This is a genomic window from Pseudomonas sp. MAFF 730105 (genome assembly GCF_055380705.1).
The window spans coordinates 5,034,935-5,054,121 of the sequence record NZ_AP018438.1 but is presented as its reverse complement, the minus strand read 5'-3'; the positions used below and the strand labels follow the sequence as shown (position 1 = coordinate 5,054,121).

At 52.4% G+C, this 19,187-nt stretch carries 15 protein-coding genes and 2 pseudogenes; 7 read left to right on the top strand and 10 right to left on the bottom strand.

The window, feature by feature from the left end:
- Positions 1-85: 85 nt before the first annotated feature.
- The 3 genes and pseudogenes from PCOSP_RS22000 to PCOSP_RS21990 form a co-directional block, all read right to left on the bottom strand.
- On the bottom strand, positions 86-1,498 hold the full coding sequence (locus tag PCOSP_RS22000) for a TolC family protein (RefSeq protein ID WP_464709523.1): 1,413 nt from the start codon (positions 1,496-1,498) through the stop codon (positions 86-88).
- Positions 1,495-3,629 (bottom strand): annotated as a pseudogene (locus tag PCOSP_RS21995) (peptidase domain-containing ABC transporter). Before PCOSP_RS21995 ends, PCOSP_RS22000 begins: the two are co-directional and overlap by 4 nt.
- A gap of 11 nt (positions 3,630-3,640) precedes the next feature.
- Entirely contained in the window at positions 3,641-5,158 is a 1,518-nt protein-coding gene (locus PCOSP_RS21990) for an HlyD family secretion protein (protein ID WP_241801870.1), read from the bottom strand.
- A gap of 528 nt (positions 5,159-5,686) precedes the next feature.
- Between PCOSP_RS21990 and PCOSP_RS21985 the strand changes: the two genes are divergently transcribed.
- Complete coding sequence (locus tag PCOSP_RS21985; protein ID WP_464709522.1) at positions 5,687-6,154, top strand: hypothetical protein; 468 nt, start codon at positions 5,687-5,689, stop codon at positions 6,152-6,154.
- A gap of 16 nt (positions 6,155-6,170) precedes the next feature.
- Here the strand turns inward: PCOSP_RS21985 and PCOSP_RS21980 are convergent, their stop codons facing one another.
- Positions 6,171-6,671 (bottom strand): toxin-activating lysine-acyltransferase, encoded by a 501-nt coding sequence (locus PCOSP_RS21980; protein WP_434010955.1) that lies wholly within the window; start codon positions 6,669-6,671, stop codon positions 6,171-6,173.
- A 233-nt stretch (positions 6,672-6,904) separates the two neighbouring features.
- Here PCOSP_RS21980 and PCOSP_RS21975 point away from each other — a divergent pair, with 233 nt between their 5' ends.
- Positions 6,905-8,614 carry a hypothetical protein gene (locus PCOSP_RS21975; protein WP_464709520.1) on the top strand — a complete coding sequence of 570 codons (1,710 nt, stop codon included), beginning with the start codon at positions 6,905-6,907 and terminating at the stop codon, positions 8,612-8,614.
- Positions 8,615-9,125: 511 nt separating this feature from the next.
- On the opposite strand, the gene PCOSP_RS21970 is transcribed toward PCOSP_RS21975, so the two are convergent.
- From PCOSP_RS21970 to PCOSP_RS21960, 3 genes are all read right to left on the bottom strand, one after another.
- Positions 9,126-9,326, bottom strand: coding sequence for a response regulator transcription factor (locus tag PCOSP_RS21970; RefSeq protein WP_175385803.1), 201 nt, complete (start codon positions 9,324-9,326; stop codon positions 9,126-9,128).
- Positions 9,327-9,753: 427 nt separating this feature from the next.
- A complete protein-coding gene (locus PCOSP_RS21965) occupies positions 9,754-9,921 on the bottom strand; it encodes a hypothetical protein (RefSeq protein ID WP_464709519.1) in 168 nt (55 codons plus the stop codon).
- A 362-nt stretch (positions 9,922-10,283) separates the two neighbouring features.
- On the bottom strand, positions 10,284-10,574 hold the full coding sequence (locus PCOSP_RS21960; protein ID WP_175385804.1) for a helix-turn-helix domain-containing protein: 291 nt from the start codon (positions 10,572-10,574) through the stop codon (positions 10,284-10,286).
- A 332-nt stretch (positions 10,575-10,906) separates the two neighbouring features.
- Between PCOSP_RS21960 and cysM the strand changes: the two genes are divergently transcribed.
- The 5 genes and pseudogenes from cysM (at position 10,907) to PCOSP_RS21935 (ending at position 17,084) form a co-directional block, all read left to right on the top strand.
- The gene (gene cysM, locus PCOSP_RS21955) at positions 10,907-11,809 is read left to right on the top strand and encodes a cysteine synthase CysM (RefSeq protein ID WP_041020218.1); all 903 of its coding nucleotides are present in this window, start codon (positions 10,907-10,909) and stop codon (positions 11,807-11,809) included.
- Complete coding sequence (gene rlmD / locus PCOSP_RS21950; protein ID WP_139647935.1) at positions 11,809-13,179, top strand: 23S rRNA (uracil(1939)-C(5))-methyltransferase RlmD; 1,371 nt, start codon at positions 11,809-11,811, stop codon at positions 13,177-13,179. Before cysM ends, rlmD begins: the two co-directional genes overlap by 1 nt.
- Before the next feature lie 101 nt (positions 13,180-13,280).
- A pseudogene (gene relA / locus PCOSP_RS21945) lies at positions 13,281-15,526 on the top strand (GTP diphosphokinase).
- A 158-nt stretch (positions 15,527-15,684) separates the two neighbouring features.
- On the top strand, positions 15,685-16,518 hold the full coding sequence (gene mazG / locus PCOSP_RS21940; RefSeq protein WP_139647937.1) for a nucleoside triphosphate pyrophosphohydrolase: 834 nt from the start codon (positions 15,685-15,687) through the stop codon (positions 16,516-16,518).
- Between the two features lie 26 nt (positions 16,519-16,544).
- The gene (locus PCOSP_RS21935; protein ID WP_139647939.1) at positions 16,545-17,084 is read left to right on the top strand and encodes a DUF2058 domain-containing protein; all 540 of its coding nucleotides are present in this window, start codon (positions 16,545-16,547) and stop codon (positions 17,082-17,084) included.
- 145 nt (positions 17,085-17,229) lie between these two features.
- Here PCOSP_RS21935 and PCOSP_RS21930 read toward each other — a convergent pair whose 3' ends face one another.
- The 3 genes from PCOSP_RS21930 to purN form a co-directional block, all read right to left on the bottom strand.
- On the bottom strand, positions 17,230-17,436 hold the full coding sequence (locus PCOSP_RS21930; RefSeq protein WP_139647941.1) for a hypothetical protein: 207 nt from the start codon (positions 17,434-17,436) through the stop codon (positions 17,230-17,232).
- 377 nt (positions 17,437-17,813) lie between these two features.
- Positions 17,814-18,527, bottom strand: coding sequence for a DUF3108 domain-containing protein (locus PCOSP_RS21925; RefSeq protein WP_041020213.1), 714 nt, complete (start codon positions 18,525-18,527; stop codon positions 17,814-17,816).
- A gap of 8 nt (positions 18,528-18,535) precedes the next feature.
- Positions 18,536-19,186 (bottom strand): phosphoribosylglycinamide formyltransferase, encoded by a 651-nt coding sequence (gene purN, locus PCOSP_RS21920; protein ID WP_139647945.1) that lies wholly within the window; start codon positions 19,184-19,186, stop codon positions 18,536-18,538.
- Between the last annotated feature and the right edge of the window lies 1 nt (position 19,187).

Here is a 19,187-nt window from a genome sequence, read left to right as displayed (position 1 = left end):
GCCCAAATGTGCACCAATTTTTGACAGCGTTACCCGCCAGTTGCTCAAGGCGTTTGTATGCTGGTCCTATACGATAAATTATTGTTTAATACGAGTTCCAAAAACCAAGCAGTCCCAAATTTTCAGAAAAGCGTAGTCGTGTGATATGCCAGGTAGTCAAGGTATTAATATATTGATCTTCGGCACTTGCGTAGGCATTTAAAGCGCTCAACAATTCAACCATGCTACCCACCCCGGATCGATAGCGACCTTGCACCACCTCCAGGGATTGCTGTGATTGAGTGATTAATTTGTTTGTATGGCTAAGTCGCTGAAGTTCACTGCTAAGGGTTTGGTAATTTTCCCAAAGCTCAAGCGACAACTTCAACTCTTCTTCCAGAAGCTCCTCCTTGCTTATCTCAAGATGCGCGAGATCACTACGTATCTGATATTTTTGGCTGAAACCATCAAACAAAGGGATGTTTAATTGCAGGCCAATGGCTCTATTTTGGTCGCGTCTGTCGCCGTTAAGCATATGGGATTGATCAATTCGGGTATGGGAAATATCGGCCGTCAATGAAAGGGTTGGTTTCCCAGCGGCGCGACTCGCATCAATTTTCGCCTCAGCGGCTTTGATCCGGGCTCTAACAGCTACCAAGGCAGGGTGATTTTGTTGGGCCTGTTGAAATAGCTCGGCAATTGTCTTAATGAGTTGCGCATCGGGTAACGACATAAGATTGCCCTCCAATTCGAATGGCGTCTCAGGAGAGAGTCCCATACGCAGTGCAAGCATCCCTACGGTATTACGAAGTGCCCCCGTATCGCGAATCTGATTCAGACTGGCTTGGGAAAAGGCGGTTTTCGCTTGCAACAAATCAGAAAGTGCCGCGGCTCCAGAATGATACCTGGCTTCTGCGGCATCAAGGTTTTCTGCTGCAAACGATGTAACTTTTGTTGAGATGATCAAGCTTCGCTGAGCGGCAAGAGCTCGATAGTAAAGCTCTGCTGCGGAAGCGAAAGATTTTTGCAGTACGACATCTTGATTGGCGTTAGCAGCCACTAAGAGTTGCATGGATCTTCGTAGCTCGGCTTCCCTCTGTCCAAAATCGAACAATACCCAGCTGAAATGCAATCTATTGGATATCTGCCGTCGGCTTCCCTCGCCGGAAAGTTCACTGCGCTGATCATAATCAGTAACGGTCCGACCCGTAGTCATGCCGATGCTGCCGGTGACCTTCGGAAAATACGCGGATCGACCGACTCCGATTTGAGCGGCCTGCGCCTTTGCGTGCACCCAAGCCGAGCGTGTTTTTGGGTCATTACAAAGTATTCGCTCTATGCTCTCCTGTAGGGACAACTTTGTTGGAGTGCTTCCAAAAATGCATGGATGACTCGTATAGGAACTTGTTTTTGAAGAGGCGAATGTAACGTGGTTAAGTGCAACAAATTCAGCACCTATAGCTGATAATGTTATGCCCGCGGTAAGTATGGACAGCGCACAGACGGAATAGCCCGTCATTTAATCGCATCCATATTTGCTTGGATGGGAGAAGGTTCTAGCTTCCCAGATTCCAGTCTGAAAACCCGGTCCGCCGACGCGATAGTCTCAGGCCGATGTGCGATAATTATGCGGGTTATTTTTAGTGAACGTATGGCATCGTTGACTAATTGCTCACATTGCAGGTCAAGATGGCTGGTGGCTTCATCAAGGAATAAAATTCTAGCTCTTTTATAAAGCGCACGAGCCAAGAGGATGCGTTGTTTCTGCCCGCCTGAGAGCACCGTCCCCATATCCCCAACCAATGTGTTGTATCCCATAGGCATTGATTGGATACTATTATGTATCGCTGCCATTTGTGCGCATTGGATTATCCAGGATATATCAGCATTCTGGTCGAAAAAAGAAATGTTTTCCGCCAGTGAGCCGGCAAACAAGATATCATCCTGCATCACCGTGCCGACCATGTCTCGGAGGGTGTTAACGCCCATGTCTTTTACTTCCATTCCAGCAATTTTGATTTGCCCTTCGCTAGGAGGGAGAATCCCTAATATCAAATTCAGTAATGTACTTTTTCCAGCGCCAGACGCGCCCGTGATGGCTATCGATTCGCCCTCTGCTATAGATAAATTCAGTTTGTCAATAATGTAAGACTCTTGATCGGAATAGCGGTACCTCAAATTTTTTATTTCAATATTTGTGCTACATGTGTAGGGGGTAACTAAGTTGATTTTTTCGTGATTATCTTCCGGCGGATGAAGAACAATATCGGCCAAGCGCTCACCATGGAGCTGGAGCACACGCAATTCAAAAAAAAGGTCTACCAAGTTTGATGCCCTACCGACGAATTGTGTCTTATAAGCGGTGAAGGCTATTAATACGCCAACACTAAAATGCCCACTCATTACCATGCTGGCGCCAAACCACACCGCAAGCAGATTTTCGATGCCGAAAAGCAAACCGTTCAGTTGTGTATAAAAAAGTTGCATCTTTTGAGAACGAATATCTGCATTAATTTGCTCGATCAACAGCCCTAACCAAACGGAACGTCGTTCGTGGGATCGTCTGAATAGTTTGATCGCCCGAATACCTCTGACGGTCTCTAAAAAGTGGCCCTCCTGACGCGCCGCGTGGATTATCTGTTCTTCCGTTGCCCTGCGGAAAGGGGAGTGCCAGACGCAGCGGCCTAGTATATAAAGCACCATGGCGATGAGAGAAATTAAGGCTAGAGTGGGACTGTACATAAACATCAGCGCTAATGTAGCGATGCTCATCAGGCCGTCAAGAATACTGGAAAAAAAGCGGCGGTAAGTGTTCGTTGAATATGGTCCACTGCGCTAAAACGCGATACGACATCCGCTAGATGTCGCCTTTCAAAAAAGTGAATAGGCAATCTCAATAAATGAGTGAACACATTGGCGCGCCATTGCACACTAATCATCGTATTCATGTGAATCAACACCCATGTACGAATGGCTGTTATTCCCTGCTGCATTAGCAATAATAACCCAAAACCTAATATAAGGGTTTTTAGTAATTCGCTATCCTCGCTGAGAAGGACATTGTCGATCGTCCACTGGAGAAGAAACGGGCTGACGAGAGAAAATATTTCCAGCGCGAGCGCCAGTAGAAGTACTTGTAATAGCGATCGATACAGACCTGACGTTTTCCCAAGCATTTTGGAAGGCTTGATGCTTGACTTCTTTTTCTTTTCTTCAAAGTCAAATTCTGGCCATAATTCTAGGGCTATTCCAGTAAAGAAATCACTGCTTTCGGTAAGTGATATGTGGCGAATGCCTCGTGCTGGATCGTGAAGGATAAGGTGACCTTGATGTATGGACTTCAAGACTACAAAATGATTAAAATTCCAGTGAAGAATGCAGGGTAGTCTAAGTTGTAGAAGATCTTTCATGTCGAGCCTGACGGCGCGTGTTCCTAGCTTCAATTGATCGGCTATTTGAATGATATGCTTTAATGTCATGCCTTTTAATGTGATTTGGAATTTATTTCGGAGTTCATGCAGGCTTGAATTATGTCCATGATAACCGAGTATCATGGCTAAACATGCCAGGCCGCATTCAGCGGTTTCGGTTTGCAATAATAGCGGAAGCTGGCGCCTCCAATGGAGTGAAATTGCATTCGTATAATTCAACGGTATTTCTCCTAAAGCTTGCCCGTCAAACTATAAAGAGGCTCAAGTACCCATTCGTAAAGATGGCGAGTTTCTTGCGTTATGTCCGCTTCAATTAACATACCGGTTTGCAACGGCCTTAATTCGCCATAGGCTAGGACATGCTGCTGGTCCAGACCGACGCGTATTCGGTAATAGCGTTCGCCATCCAGGCCAATCCCGGGTATTTCTCCGGACGCGTTTGCAAGCTCTACGGCAGAAACCGAGGTCTTGGAGATGGATTCAACTGTACCGTTATGTTGCCCGAATTTCTGATAGGGATAGGGTTGATAGCGAATGCGCACTTTGTCGCCAACCCGAATGAAACCAATGGATTTGCTCGGAGCATAAAGCTCGGCCTGCAATGAGGAGTTATTTGGAACAATACTTAAAAGAGATCTGGCTGTACCTGTAGTTTGTCCGGGTTCCGCGAAAATTGCAGTCACCACACCTTCCTGAGGAGCCTTGATAACCAGTATGCGTCGCGCCTCACTCTCAATGAGCTCTTGGTCAATTTCCGATAGTGCTCTATGAACAATGGCAAGTTGATTTTCATGTCGAGCGGATAAGCCAGAAAGTTCGTTATGGCGCTCGGTTACCTGCTGTCGCATCGCGGAGCGGTCACGCTCAAGGGTATTTAATTTCTGCTGATGATTGAGTAACTCTGCCTGGCGCTGCTGTAGCTGATCCATGGCGATATATCCCTTTTCCATTAATCCCGAATAGCGGCTGGTGGCATTGGAAGCCAAGGCAATCAGCTGTTGTTGACTGAAAATTTGTCTGTTTAACATCTCCAATTCATTTTTTAAGCTGCTTAAGTGGGTTGTGAGACTTTTTCTTTCATCGATCTGCAATATTTTTATTTTTTTCCGTTCATCAAGTAGGGACAATCTTCTCTGTTTGAGACTGTTGCTGATACTTTCCTGGATCGGATTGGCATTTTCGCTATAGTGTTCACTGGACAACGTGAGAAGATGAGTGCCAGTCTTAACGTACTGCCCCTCATGAATAAAGCTTTCAAGTACCCGCCCTTGTTGTGGAGCATAAATTTTAATTTGTCCTGATGAGGGCAGTAGCTGTCCAACTACGGTGCTTCGCTTGGTGTAACTTCCCCATATGAAAAAAATAATTACAATTGATGCAAGGATCGTAGCGAAGACTGTGAGAAAGGTGAACGAGACTGGACGAATCAGGACGATGCTGCCCAACCAGTGCGTGTGCTGAGCTTCCAAAGCCTCTGCTCTGAATAGCGACGTGTCCTGGATCAATGTGAGCACTCCTTGCTGACAATAAATTGGAATCTCTTGGAAAGGAGGCCGCATCGCGGCGAGGCAGTAAAGATTCCCATGTATGCCCGTTTGGGTCACCCCTACATGTGTAGGGTACAAATCATCGAATTTGATCGCTATCGTGGATTGCGCTTTGTAACCTTTTAATGATTCGAAGGAAGTAAGAAAGTAATCACTATGCCGCTTTAGTTTTTTATTTTTAGAGAAAGGAGAAGTTTCCATGAGAAAGTTGTCACCTATAGAAATATTATTAGTGTCTGGCGCTGGCTCAGGCGACTCGGGCTCTACGTTTTTCGGAAATGCTGGAGCCACTTTGGGCGCGGCAGCGGGCGCAGCAATAGGGGGACGATTCGGGCTTGGCACGCCAGGTGCGGCCGTTGGGAGTGGGCTGGGAGCTTTGGGAGGGGACGCGGCTTACAATGCTGTGAAAGACGCAGCTAACTCTTGGAATCCAAGTGCTTTTCATGGAACCTCTTTTTTCCCCCAAGTGCCCGGAAATAGGGGAAGTTAACTATTAGATTGTCTACTGGTGTCCTGTTTTCAGAAATACGTTCTCTTTTGGCGAGTGGCTTGGGTGTCCGGCGTCGCGACGAGTCATTGCTGGGCTATGGCGAGGATGGCAACGCCGGCCGGGCGCCCAAGACGCCGCCAAAAGTGAACAGCTTATTTCCGGAACAGGATGCTAGATATACTGTGAATAATTGCAGACATATCTAGTGGGTTGAAAAAGAGAGGGTAAGAGATTGAAGTATGACCAAAATTAAATTAAAAAGGTTGAGGCTTAAAGATCAGTTGTCGAATGATCTTTTAAAAGTTTTTGCTTTGATTGAAAGAGCTATAGTGGCTTCTATTTTAATTTTACTGGTATTTATTTTTATGAGTCGAATGTCTCTAATGAATGGGCCTTTGGGTTGGGAGGTGTTAAGCGGACTGACAGGGTATTTAGCGATTGTTATAAAGAAAATGTACTATGATGAAGCGCTTTCTGAGCTAAGAATGGATGTTGAGGTGGAGCGAGATGTATTGCGATGCGCGATGCTATCCATCGGTTATTCAGAGAAAAAAGTTAATGTGTATTGGTCCAAAAAAATCTTTAGCTTCTTTTTTTATTGCAAGTCGGAAGCTATAACATATACCCCGCAAAGCGGGTTGGTAATCTTTATTGGACCCTATGACAAATTGTTAACATTGGCATTTATATGCAATCAGCATTCGTGAGTTGGAGGTTCGCATCTTACTTAAGATTTATCGAATGCGTTGCGTATTCCCGATGGGGGATAACAAAGTTTCCTACCCTTCTGATTGAGTTATCGCTGTTCCGCCGACCCCAAAACACCCTGTCTATCCCAAGCGATTGAAAATGCTTTTTTAGAGATTTGATTGCTTCCGCTGTATGCCCTGAGGGGAAGCAGAAGTCAATAATCCAAGTTTTACCTCCTTCGTTCCATTCAGATGCATGAAGTAAAAAATTTGGATCTTTCAGTAGCCTAGCTTCGCTGTCTGGGGCTAAATTCGCCCAAGTGACGTACCCAACGGGTGAATCATTTTTATCGAAAAAGAATAAAATTTGTTTGTGGTCTATAGCCGGAGCTATCCAAAGCCGCAGATTCATGATTTCAAAAAGTGAGTAGTTACTGTTCGTGCAAATGATTATGCAGGCAAAGCCTATTAGTTTCGCCCTGTTTGATGAGTAATCACTCCGGCAATAGGTATGTAGTTTGGCTGGGATTTTCACAATATTTCCTCCGCTTTCATTATGAATTATATATGGCTGTTGGTACTTTCTGTCCAAGGTCTCCTCTAGGTCGCAAGAACGGTATGGATTTCCAGCTACCGTCACTGCGGTGTTGAAGGTTTACATGGATGTTCGTCGAGGTCACCCCTACATGTGTAGGGTACAAAATATCAGTTTTGCTCCTTATTGTTGAGGTATATGTACTGTTCGGAACAGTGATTGGTGAGCGACCTATGAAAAAGTTATCAGATCTGCATGAGGTTTTTGTGAGTTTCAAGGCAGAGAAAATTGAAAGTGCTTCCATCGCATTCTTTAATAAAGGCCTGAAAATTGACCTAGACGAAGAGGGCGTTCTTTCTAGGTACAGCTATGTTGTGGGAGGCAGTGGAGGCGAGCAGAAGGAGCAGCGCGGCAAAATTTTTTTCGCCGAAAGATACGGTGGTGATGGAATTTTAAGAAATGGGGGAGGTGGTCGCTGTGGATTTGATGGTGATTTTCAACTGAAAGGAATCGGGCCAAACCAATTAGTGGCGAAAGATGCTGATTTTGCTGATGGAAATGGCTTGATGAGCCTTAACTCTGCCATCTACGAAACTCTCTGGTCGGAAATTATAAATATAGCGCTTCCCTACGGAGCGGTAAGGTCTGTCGCTGTAATAGATACGGGGTTGAAGTTTGAGTTTAATAATAAATCGTATCTTCGTGGGTTGTTGGTTAGGATGCCTGCGGTACGTCCGGCGCATTTTATTAGTGCGGTATATTTTAGAGAGAGACATATCGGTGCACTGAGTAATGACGCTAGGCGTGTTCGTGTTGTAATAAAAAAGCTCGTTGAATTCTTACCCTTGGATCGAGAGGAGTGCTTGTCAGGATCCTTGCATGAACGACTGAATTTAGGTCTTTGTGAACTTGCAAGACGTTATGCAAAACAGTTTGCTGCTGCGAGAGCGAAACAAATAATCCATTATAATGTAACTCCATCAAACTTAACCTTGAGTGGGGCGTGGATAGACTTTAGTAGTGTGCGAATTTTTTCTGATTTAATTCCAATTGATAGAGTCGACTATGAACAATTTGTTGGGGAGCATATTTTAGCTATCGAAAGCATTAGAAATATATGCTATTACTTAAGCAAGCATAAGATTGTTAGTTTGGATGATGCAAATGAAATTGCGGAAGGTGCGCTAAATGCGTTTATGCAGGAGTATGATTGTCAAAGCAGATTGCATTGTGCGATGCGTATGGGGTTTCCGGTTATTTTGCTGAAACATATAGTTGAAAGTGATGTTTTTTTTGAGTTTACCGATATTGTCAAAGAGTTGCTGGCTTTTGATGATTTTTCAACTAGGTTTGTTGCAAATGACGCTGGGTGGGAAGGGTGTGAGTGTTGGGGATTTCGATTATATATCGCTCTATTGAGAAAAAAGGTGCTTGGCATAGAGTCAGATCTTCTAATCTTGAAGATAAATCCGGCGCTACTAAAAAAGCTGATTATAGCTTACGATCGTTTTTTTGATTTTTTACATTGTAAAGCTGATTCGGTTGGAGTGAGTTTTCGAAATTGGGTTGCTGGCATGGCAATAAATGTAGTCAGGGTTAATCATATAGATGCTGCTTTGGCTGGACTTGAAGATAAAATTGATGATGTTGTTGGCGGCGGTAAGGACTTAAATAATGATGTTGGTCGTTTGGTTGAGGACGTTGTAGGTGCGGCGTGTCTTCAATTTTACAATGAGGATGATGTTCGAGTTCCATGTTGGATAAGCCGGTCATTAGAGATTTGGTTCGATTTTGAAAGTGGTTTTTATATCCTAAGGCAAGCTGGTCAGGATTTGTATTCAGAGAAGTGTTTGCTGAGGTTGGCCGCGCAAAATCCGGAAGTGCTTAAAGCTATTGATTTTTATTCTGGGGTATTGGATGTAGTCGGCTGGGAGGAGGTTTAATTTATGTGTTTTTCGTGAGCTTCTTTGTTGCATGTTTTTAGATGCTTTTATTGTGGGTATATTTATTTCCTATCTTTTAGTTTTTACGTTTGGCTTGTGAGTTGGCTGGTCTCTGGTTGTGATTTAGTTCTGTCTTGTTGGCATGTCCTAAGAGGTGTGGATCACTTTGGTTGGGTAGAGAAGATGCTTGCTTTAGCCATAAATTAGAGTGATGTCATTTGATCAGGCGTTCGCTGAAGTTGGCTTGTAAAACTGCATATTTAAATTGGTTGAGGTTATTTGATTGCGCTGGGTGCGAGAGCGGTTCTTTGTCATGATTTATACTTAATGGGTGGCTTGGAAGTTTGGTTTGGAGTGAAAGATTTTTTTATTGAAAAAAATAAACATGTTTTAAATATTCATTCATGGGAGTCTAGCTCTTTTGTTGAGGGGTATTTGGTATTGATTTGGAAGCAGGAGTGTTGTCCATGTCGTTGGGGTAACACGCGAGTTTGAAGGATGTGTGACGATTTCAATTTTTTTTAAATTTCTCTGCAAATAGCTTCGCTCTAGATTTTACCCCTTTTTTTCGTAAAATTGAAGAAACGTATTCTCGCACTGTGAAATCGCTAATGCCGAGCATTAAGGCTATTTTTTTGTTTGTTTCACCTAGTAAAAGCAGTTGTAGGACTTCATGCTCTCGTTTTGTTAAGTCTTTAGTGTTCTTGTTCAATTGGTTGTTCCTTGGTTGGATTTTTTTTGTTGTTGGATAGTGATGTTATCGGTGTGTTTGAAAATTTGCTAGTTCATGGATGTCTCGATTAGTCGCCGGAAATATCCGATAAAAAATTGTATTCCTACAGATTTTTATATGGAGCGAGGAAATGACGTTCCTTGCAGGGTAAGAAGTACTACAGAAGGTGACGGGGGTAATAGTTAGATGGAGCGAATATGAAGGAGGTTGCAGGCAGGCTACGTCTTATAACTCGTCCCGTTCGGATACGCTCCTGTCGTCTTGCCGCTGCTTTGGGACAGGTAACGCTCCGTAGATCATCGAGCGTGGACCCTATTGCAGGGGAGCTTGCTCTCGCCGGGGCGCGAAACGGTCCCAAAAACCAGGCGTTTCACGACTCCTCCCAGTCAAAGCGTAGAGAGAGCATTTATTTATACACTGAGACATGCAGCTCCAGATTGACGGGATTTCGTAGTTTGACGCTCGTGGCACCGCGCCAGTGCTTGATATGGGCGCGCAGAAGGCTCCAGGCAGTTTCTCGATCATCTATGGGCTGGGCACTCACCGTGAAGCCTTTAGGCATATCGCTGAACATTCAAATTCTTCTTCCGATCAACTGCGGCGACCTACACTCAGTTCGACCGGCCCACCCGCGCCGTCAATGGATTTTCGAACGTCGATCGGTTTGGAGGGAGAGATGGACTTGTTCGACTTTGGTGTTGGGGGCAAATCATGTCAAATGGGCTCCAGGAAGGTGTCGGGAGCGCACAGAATTCATGAAGTGCTTATGAAGCAATCCCGAAGGTTTTAAGTGTTGATCTCACATGCCTTGGCGCAGGAGTACCTAACTAGAAAATTGATTGCAGCTCGGAGGTGCCTGTAGCCAACTCGCGTTCCAATAGGCGACGCAAGTTGAGAGGGTACTTTCGTCGAAGCTACGCTCCACTCTTAATCCCGCTAACCTGTTTGATCCTGTTCTACTTCCCGATGTACGTCACGTGTCCGTTCGCCCCTTCCAGTTGCCAGCCACACTTCACTGACACTCAGCAAACGTGCCAATTGCGCCATCCGCAATCGTGGTACACCCCGCCTGCTCCAATTCGTCAGGGATTGAGGACTGATACGCAGCACCTCAGCAAAAGCCGAGGGGGTGATGTCGTACTCTTCCAATAGGTTGCGCAAGCGTTGCCCGCAGGCCAGCCGGGCGCTGGGCTGCAGATCTCTTTGTTTCGACCAAACGTTGACCATCGTTATTTCCTTGCATCCTGCTCGTACGTTTAGCGCTACAACTGTAAAGAAACACGATCCAAAGCTAGATAGCCTTGGATGCTTGCTCTCCATGTAAAAAAGAACGAACCCACAAGCAGGCGGAAGGAATGCTGACAGACGGTGCTTACATCGGGTATGCATGCATGATCTGAACTCTCGGCTGTGTAGGAAAGGGATTACTTCAAAAGCAGTGCCCTCGGCTTATGCCTCGCTTATTCCTTTAAGCCATAACCTCCGCACTTTGCGTGATATGGCCGGGCAGGGTTTGCCGGTATGATAGGCGCCCCCGCAGCCCGGATTGCGAATACGCCATGACTGTGCAATACCCCACCATCGCCGATTGCGTCGGCAACACCCCGCTGGTTCGTTTGCAGCGCCTGCCCGGCGTGACCAGCAACACGCTTTTGCTCAAGCTCGAAGGGAACAACCCGGCGGGTTCGGTCAAGGACCGGCCGGCGCTGTCGATGATCACCCGTGGCGAGTTGCGCGGGCAGATCCAGCCCGGTGACACGCTGATCGAGGCGACCTCCGGCAACACCGGGATTGCCCTGGCGATGGCGGCGGCGATCAAGGGCTACAAGATGATCCTGATCATGCCTGACAATTCCAGCGCCGAGCGCAAGGCGGCGATGACCGCCTACGGCGCCGAGTTGATCCTCGTCACCAAGGACGAAGGCATGGAGGGCGCCCGTGACCTGGCCGAGCGGATGCAGGCCGAGGGGCGCGGCAAGGTGCTCGACCAATTCGCCAACGGCGACAATCCCGAGGCCCACTACACCAGCACCGGCCCCGAGATCTGGCGCCAGACCGACGGCACCATCACCCATTTCGTCAGCTCGATGGGCACCACCGGGACCATCATGGGCACTTCGCGCTATCTGAAAGAACAGAATCCAAACGTGCAGATCATCGGCCTGCAACCGATGGAAGGCGCGTCCATCCCCGGCATTCGTCGCTGGCCCGAGGAGTATCTGCCGAAGATCTACCAGGCTGACCGTGTGGACCGCATCATCGACATGGCCCAGAGCGAAGCCGAGGACGTGACCCGTCGCCTGGCCCGCGAAGAAGGTATTTTCTGCGGCGTGTCGTCCGGTGGTGCCGTGGCGGGCATGCTGCGTTTGTCGAAGGAAGTTGAAAACGCGGTGATCGTCGCGATCATCTGCGACCGCGGCGACCGCTACCTGTCCACCGGCATTTTCGACGCGCCCAACTGATGGCCAAGCATGAAAGAGGCTTGCGCTTCCAGCCCAGCGGCGGAAGCCGGGCCCCACAAGTGCCGACCGGCAAGAAACAGCGTCTGACCATCGAGCGCCTGGCCAATGATGGCCGGGGCATCGCTTTTGTCGACGGGCGCACCTGGTTCGTCATCGGCGCCCTGGCCGGCGAAGAGGTCGAGGCGCGGGTGCTGGGTGCCCATGGCAAGGTGGTCGAGGCACGCACCGAGCGGGTGTTTCAGGCCAGTGAACTGCGCCGCGCTGCGCCGTGCATTCATGCCGGTCGATGTGGCGGTTGCAGCGTTCAACACCTGCCCCACGACGAACAGCTCGCCCTGAAACAGCGCATGCTCGCCGAGCAATTGTCGCGGGTCGCCGGTGTGGCGCCGGACGAATGGGCCGCGCCGCTGAGCGGGCCGGAATTCGCTTACCGGCGCCGCGCCCGCGTGGCGGTACGCTGGGACCAGAAAGCGAAGAAACTTGAGGTCGGATTCCGTGCCGTCGGCAGCCAGGACATCGTCGCCATCGGCGACTGCCCGGTGCTGGTACAGCCTTTGCAACCGATCATGAGCCGCTTGCCGGACATGCTCCGCCGCTTGAGCAAACCCCAGGCGCTGGGCCATGTGGAATTGTTCGCCGGCTCGTCCCTGGCGGTATTGCTGCGGCACATGACGCCGCTGTCGGAAGCCGACCTGACGATCCTCAAGGATTTCTGCGCATTCCATGGCGCCCAACTGTGGCTGCACGGCGAAGGTGAGCCGCAACCGGTCGAAGCTGGATTGACCTTGGGTTATCGCCTGGACACCTGGGACCTGGACCTGGCTTATCGGCCGGGGGATTTCATCCAGGTGAACGCCGGGGTCAACGAGGCGATGATCGCCCAGGCCCTGCAATGGCTGGCGCCGCGATCCGAGGAGCGGGTGCTGGACCTGTTCTGCGGCCTGGGCAACTTTGCCTTGCCGTTGGCGCGGTGCGTGCGTGAGGTGGTGGCCGTGGAAGGCGTGCAGACCATGGTGGATCGGGCGGCGGCCAATGCCGTCAGCAATAATTTGAATAACACTGCCTTTTTTCAGGCCGATTTATCCCAGCCACTGGCGGGTGCCGAGTGGATCGGCGAAGGCTTTTCTGCGGTACTCTTGGACCCACCCCGTGACGGTGCTTTCGAGGTGGTGCGCAAGCTGGCGTCCCTGGGCGCCAAACGGTTGGTTTATGTATCGTGCAACCCGGCAACTTTGGCCCGGGATACGGTCGAATTGATCAAGCAGGGCTACCGGTTAAAACGTGCCGGGATTCTCGATATGTTTCCTCAAACGGCGCATGTCGAGGCCATGGCGTTATTTGAAGCGAGCCAGGATGGCTTGTCCGACTGACCCGTTCGTGTCACCCCGCCACAGTCCTGGGCGGAAACACGGGCAACGAAGGTCAGCGATGTTGACGCATTGAATCTGCGTCGTAGGGAAGGTAAGCAAAGATGGTACAGGTGAGAGCACACCAGCCGATCAACACCGACGGCAGTATCAATCTCGAGGCTTGGCTCGATCACGCGGTCAGTATCGACATGGCACTGGATCGCGAAGCCTTGAAGGAAGCCTGCGAGTTCGCTCGTGAGGCGGAACAGCAACACAACGCGGCGAAGAACCTCTGGTCCGAAGGCACGTCGAGTTTCCAGACGGGCCTGGAGATCGCCGAGATCCTCGCCGACCTCAAGCTCGACCAGGATTCGCTGGTGGCTGCCGTGCTGTATCGTGGCGTGCGCGAAGGCCAGATCCAGCTGTCGGTGGTCAGCCAGCGCTTCGGCGCGGTGGTCGCCAAGCTGATCGATGGCGTGCTGCGCATGGCGGCCATCAGCGCCAGCCTCAGCCCGCGTCATTCCATGGTCCTGGGTACCCAGGGCCAGGTGGAAAACCTGCGCAAGATGCTCGTGGCCATGGTCGACGACGTGCGCGTCGCGCTGATCAAGCTGGCCGAGCGCACTTGCGCGATCCGCGCGGTGAAAGCCGCCGACGACGAAAAACGCAATCGTGTCGCCCGGGAAGTGTTCGACATCTATGCCCCCTGGCTCACCGTTTGGGCATCGGTCATATCAAGTGGGAGCTGGAGGATTTGTCCTTCCGCTACCTGGAGCCGGATCAGTACAAGCAGATCGCCAAACTGCTGCATGAGCGGCGCCTGGACCGCGAGCGCTTCATCACCGACGTGATGACCCAACTGCGGGAAGAACTGCAGGCCACGGGCGTGGAGGCCGACATCAGCGGCCGGGCCAAGCACATCTATTCGATCTGGCGCAAAATGCAGCGCAAGGGGCTGGAGTTCAGCCAGATCTATGACGTGCGCGCCGTTCGCGTGCTGGTCCCGGAAATGCGCGACTGCTACACCGCGCTGGGGATCGTCCATACCTTGTGGCGGCACATTCCGAAGGAATTCGACGACTACATCGCCAACCCCAAGGAAAATGGCTATCGCTCGCTGCACACCGCGGTGATCGGTCCCGAGGGCAAGGTGCTGGAAGTGCAGATCCGCACCCACGCCATGCACGAGGAAGCCGAGCTGGGTGTCTGCGCCCACTGGAAATACAAGGGCACCGACGTCAAGTCCGGGTCCAACCACTACGAAGAGAAAATCTCCTGGCTGCGCCAGGTGCTCGAATGGCATGAGGAACTGGGCGACATCGGTGGCTTGGCGGAACAGCTGCGGGTGGATATCGAGCCGGACCGGGTCTATATCTTCACTCCTGACGGCCATGCCATCGACCTGCCCAAGGGCGCGACGCCGCTGGACTTCGCCTACCGGGTCCACACCGAGATCGGCCACAACTGCCGTGGTGCCAAGATCAACGGGCGGATCGTGCCGCTCAACTACAGCCTGCAGACCGGTGAGCAGGTCGAGATCATCACCAGCAAGCACGGCACGCCGAGCCGCGACTGGCTGAACCCGAACCTGGGCTACATCACCACCTCCCGGGCGCGGGCGAAAATCGTCCATTGGTTCAAGTTGCAGGCCCGCGACCAGAACGTCGCCGCCGGCAAGACCCTGATCGAGCGCGAACTCAGTCGCCTGGGTCTGCCGCAGGTGGATTTCGACAAGCTGGCCGAAAAGGCCAACATGAAAACCGCCGAGGACATGTTTGCCGCCCTCGGGGCCGGCGACCTGCGCCTGGCGCAACTGGTCAACCTGGCCCAGCAACTGGTGGAGCCGGAGCGTGGCAACGAACAACTGGAGCTGATCCCGCGCAAGGCCACCGGCTACAAACCGGGCAAGCGCGGCGATATCCAGATCCAGGGCGTGGGCAACCTGATGACCCAGATGGCGGGCTGCTGCCAGCCGTTGCCGGGGGATGCGATCGTCGGCTACATCACTCAGGGGCGTGGCGTGAGCATTCACCGCCAGGACTGTGCCTCGGTGTTGCAACTGGCCGGTCGCGAACCCGAGCGGATCATCCAGGTCAGCTGGGGGCCGGTGCCGGTGCTCACCTATCCGGTGGACATCGTCATTCGCGCCTACGACCGCTCCGGGCTGCTGCGTGACGTGTCCCAGGTGCTGCTGAACGAGCGCATCAACGTGTTGGCGGTCAACACCCGCTCGAACAAGGAAGACAACACCGCGCTGATGTCCCTGACCATCGAGATTCCGGGGCTGGATGCGCTGGGACGGTTGTTGGGGCGGATCTCCCAGTTGCCGAACATCATCGAGACCCGGCGTAACCGGACACCGGGTTAAGCGCAGTCAAAAAATGTGGGAGCAAGCGGGTGGGAGCAAAGCTTGCTCGCGATAACGGGGTTTCAGTCAGCATTCTGTTGTTGGCCAGACCGCCATCGCGAGCGAGCTTTGCTCCCACAGGCTCGCTCCCACAGGGTTTTGTGTGACGAGATGGATTTATGTATAGCCTTGAAGACCTGCTCCATCTGATGAACCGCCTGCGGGATCCGCAGTACGGTTGCCCGTGGGACATCAAGCAGACCTGGGAGACGATCGTCCCCCATACCCTGGAAGAAGCCTACGAAGTGGCCGATGCGATCGAACGGGGTGACTTCGATCATGTGCAGGGTGAGCTGGGCGACCTGCTGTTCCAGGTGGTGTATTACAGCCAACTGGCCCGGGAAGAAAACCGCTTCGAGTTTGCCGGTGTGGTCGACAGCATCACCCGCAAGCTGATCCGTCGCCATCCCCACGTATTTCCCACCGGCGACCTCTATGCGCCGCTGGATGTGCCGCGCCTGAGCGAAGAACAGGTCAAGCAGCGCTGGGAGGAAATCAAGGCCGAGGAACGTGCCGAGAAGTCCGCCGCGCCGCAGCAGCTCTCGCTGCTCGACGATGTACCTGGCGCATTGCCGGCACTGTCCCGTTCGGCCAAATTGCAAAAGCGTGCCGGGCAGGTCGGTTTCGACTGGCCGGACGCCTTGCCGGTGCTCGACAAGGTCCGGGAAGAGCTGGACGAAGTGCTCGAAGCCATGTCGGAAAACGATCAGGCGGCGGTGGCCGACGAGATCGGTGATCTGCTGTTTTCGGTCGTCAACCTGGCTCGGCACCTCAAGGTCGATCCGGAAGGCGCGCTGCGCGGAGCCAACGCCAAGTTCGAGCGACGCTTCCGTTTTATCGAACAGGCATTGCGCGACACCCACCGTCCCATGGAAGATTGCACCCTCGAAGAGTTGGACGCCTTGTGGGGCGAAGCCAAACGTCAGGAAAAGAATTTGCCCAGCTGCGGCTGAGGCCGTTGCCTAAGTGAGTAAGCATCATGAGCCTTTCCCTTCGCGACCAGTTGCTCAAAGCAGGACTGGTCAACCAAAAGCAGGTCAAGCAGGTCGGCAAAGACAAGCAGAAGCAGCAGCGCCTGGCCCACAAAGGCCAGATCGAGCTGGATGATTCCCAGCAGCGCGCCGCCCAGGAAGCCATGGCCGAGAAGGCCCGGCGCGACCAGGAGCTCAACCGTCAGCAACAGGAAAAGGCCGAGCAGAAGGCCCGTGCCGCGCAGATCAAGCAATTGATCGAAGTCTCGCGCCTGCCGAAGCTGACCACCGAGGATTACTACAACTTCGTCGACGACAAGAAGGTCAAGCGCATCTCGGTGAACGCCCTGATGCGTAACAAGCTGAGCAGCGGCTCGCTGGCGATCGTCCACCATGCCGGCGGCTATGAAGTGATCCCGCGCGAGGCCGCCCTGAAGATCCAGGAGCGCGACCCCAAGCGCATCGTCCAGCTCAACACCCAGACCGAAGAAGTGGATGCCGACGATCCGTACGCGGCGTATCAGATCCCTGATGATTTGATGTGGTAAGCCTGGCGCACTGCAGTTGAGCTAAACCCAAAATCCTGTGGGAGCCGAGCTTGCTCGCGATGGCGGCGTATCAGTCAGCAAACGTATCGACTGACATACCGCCATCGCGAGCAAGCTCGGCTCCCACAGAGGGGCTCCTACAGGGTCAGAGTTGTTCTTGGGATTCTGTTGCCTCATGGGCACGCTGACTTTCCTCGCGCTCCAACTCGGCCTTGTAGCGGTAGGCCTCCGTCTCGGAGTGGAACATCCCCACCAGCAGATCCTGTTGGCGCACATCCCAGATCTGAATGCCGGCGGCAATGGCTTCGTGGGACATATGGGCATCATCGCGTTCATTTACTTTCACAGTCATCTTGCAAACTCCAATCTCTGTCATCTGCAGCAAGGCGTGTGCAGGACTTTGTTATAGATTTGGATAGCCTGCTAAGTAAATGCCCTGGCCGATTAAGAAGTTTTCATGAAAAGCGCAATAATCCCGCAGGCCGGGCAGGGCGCGGCGTTTGGTCGCAGGCGGGTGGTTCATGAAAAAGGTTTCATGTGGCAGAAACCACGCTTGAGTGATGCAGACCCCGTGGGAGCAAAGCTTGCTCGCGATAAACGATGACGCGGTCGGCAGAAACCGAGGCGCCTGCATCGCGGGCAAGCCTTGCTCCCACAAAGCTCCCACAGAGTCGAAATCCAGGCAAAAAAAAGCCCCGCATCGGCGGGGCTTCCTGGTGTTCGCGTCGATCAGCTGCCTTTCACAGGCTTGCCGTTGACCGTGCCGTCCAGGAGCATGATGTTGTACTCCTTGCCGTCAGTCTCGACCTGTTGCAGGCGGACCAGCAGGTAGTCCCAGTCCTTGGCGAACCAGAGTACGGTGGTGCGTTTGCTCTGTGTCGGATCGCGTACGCGCTCGACCTTGATCGCGTCGATCTGGCCGGCCTTGGTGTCGACCTTTTCCGAGCCCAGCACGCGGAAGTCGTAGGTATCGACTTCGCCGTCATCGACGACCTGGTAGCTCATGCTCTTCTTGCCGGCCGCGACGTCGTGCTGCAGGGCCAACTGATAAGTGGATTTATCGACCATGCCACGGTTCAGCGGCAGCTTCACCGCATCACCGCGATCGGTGCCGGTGACCATCTTCGTGCTCCAGTCGAAGTCCAGGTCGGCCTTCTTGGCCTTGCCCAGGCCACCGCGTTCGAAGTGATAGGACTGCGGCAGCAGCGTGTCCTTGTCCAGGGTCAGTGTGCTTTCTTCCGTCAGGCTGGCGATCATCATGGACGCCTTGAAGCTCAGCTTCCAGGTGCCATTGGCCTCCTTGGTCAGGCTGCGCTCGGCGGTGCCGCTCATCGGCAGCTGCTTCCAGTCGGCGGTGTAGCTGGCGGAGAACGGTTGAAGGTCTGAAGCCTGTGCCAGGGGCAAGGCAAGCAGAGCACAGGCGAAGAGCAGGGCGCGACGCATAAAATCTCCTAGTGTCGAATCAAATGGCCGCTGGCGGCGAGCAACTGGCCGTCCAGTGAGGCACCACGATCGTCGAGGGTCAGCCGTCCTTCGGCAAACCAACGCACGGCCATCGGGTAGATCTGGTGTTCCCGGGCGTGAACCCGTTCTGCCAGGCTTTGCGGCGTGTCGTGCAACTCTACCGGTATTACTGCCTGTACGACCAGTGGTCCGCCATCGAGTTCCTCGGTGACAAAGTGCACCGAGCAGCCGTGCTCGGTCTCTCCGGCCTCCAGCACGCGCTGGTGAGTGTGTAACCCTTTGTATTTGGGCAGCAGCGATGGGTGGATATTGAACAGGCGGCCCTGATAGTGGCGCACGAAGCCAGCGCTGAGGATGCGCATGAAGCCAGCCAGGACCACCAGGTGGGGAGTGAAGGCGTCGATCTGTTCGATCAGTGCGGCGTCGAAGGCCTCGCGGCCGTCGAACGCCTTGTGATCCAGGACACGGGTGTCGATACCCGCGTCCTTGGCACGTTGCAGGCCGTAGGCATCGGCGCGGTTGGAAATCACCGCGCGAATACGGACCGGGCTGTCGCCGGTCCGTGTGCTGTCGATCAGCGCCTGCAAGTTACTGCCGGTGCCGGACAGTAGCACCACGACGTCACAGGTTGCAGGCATG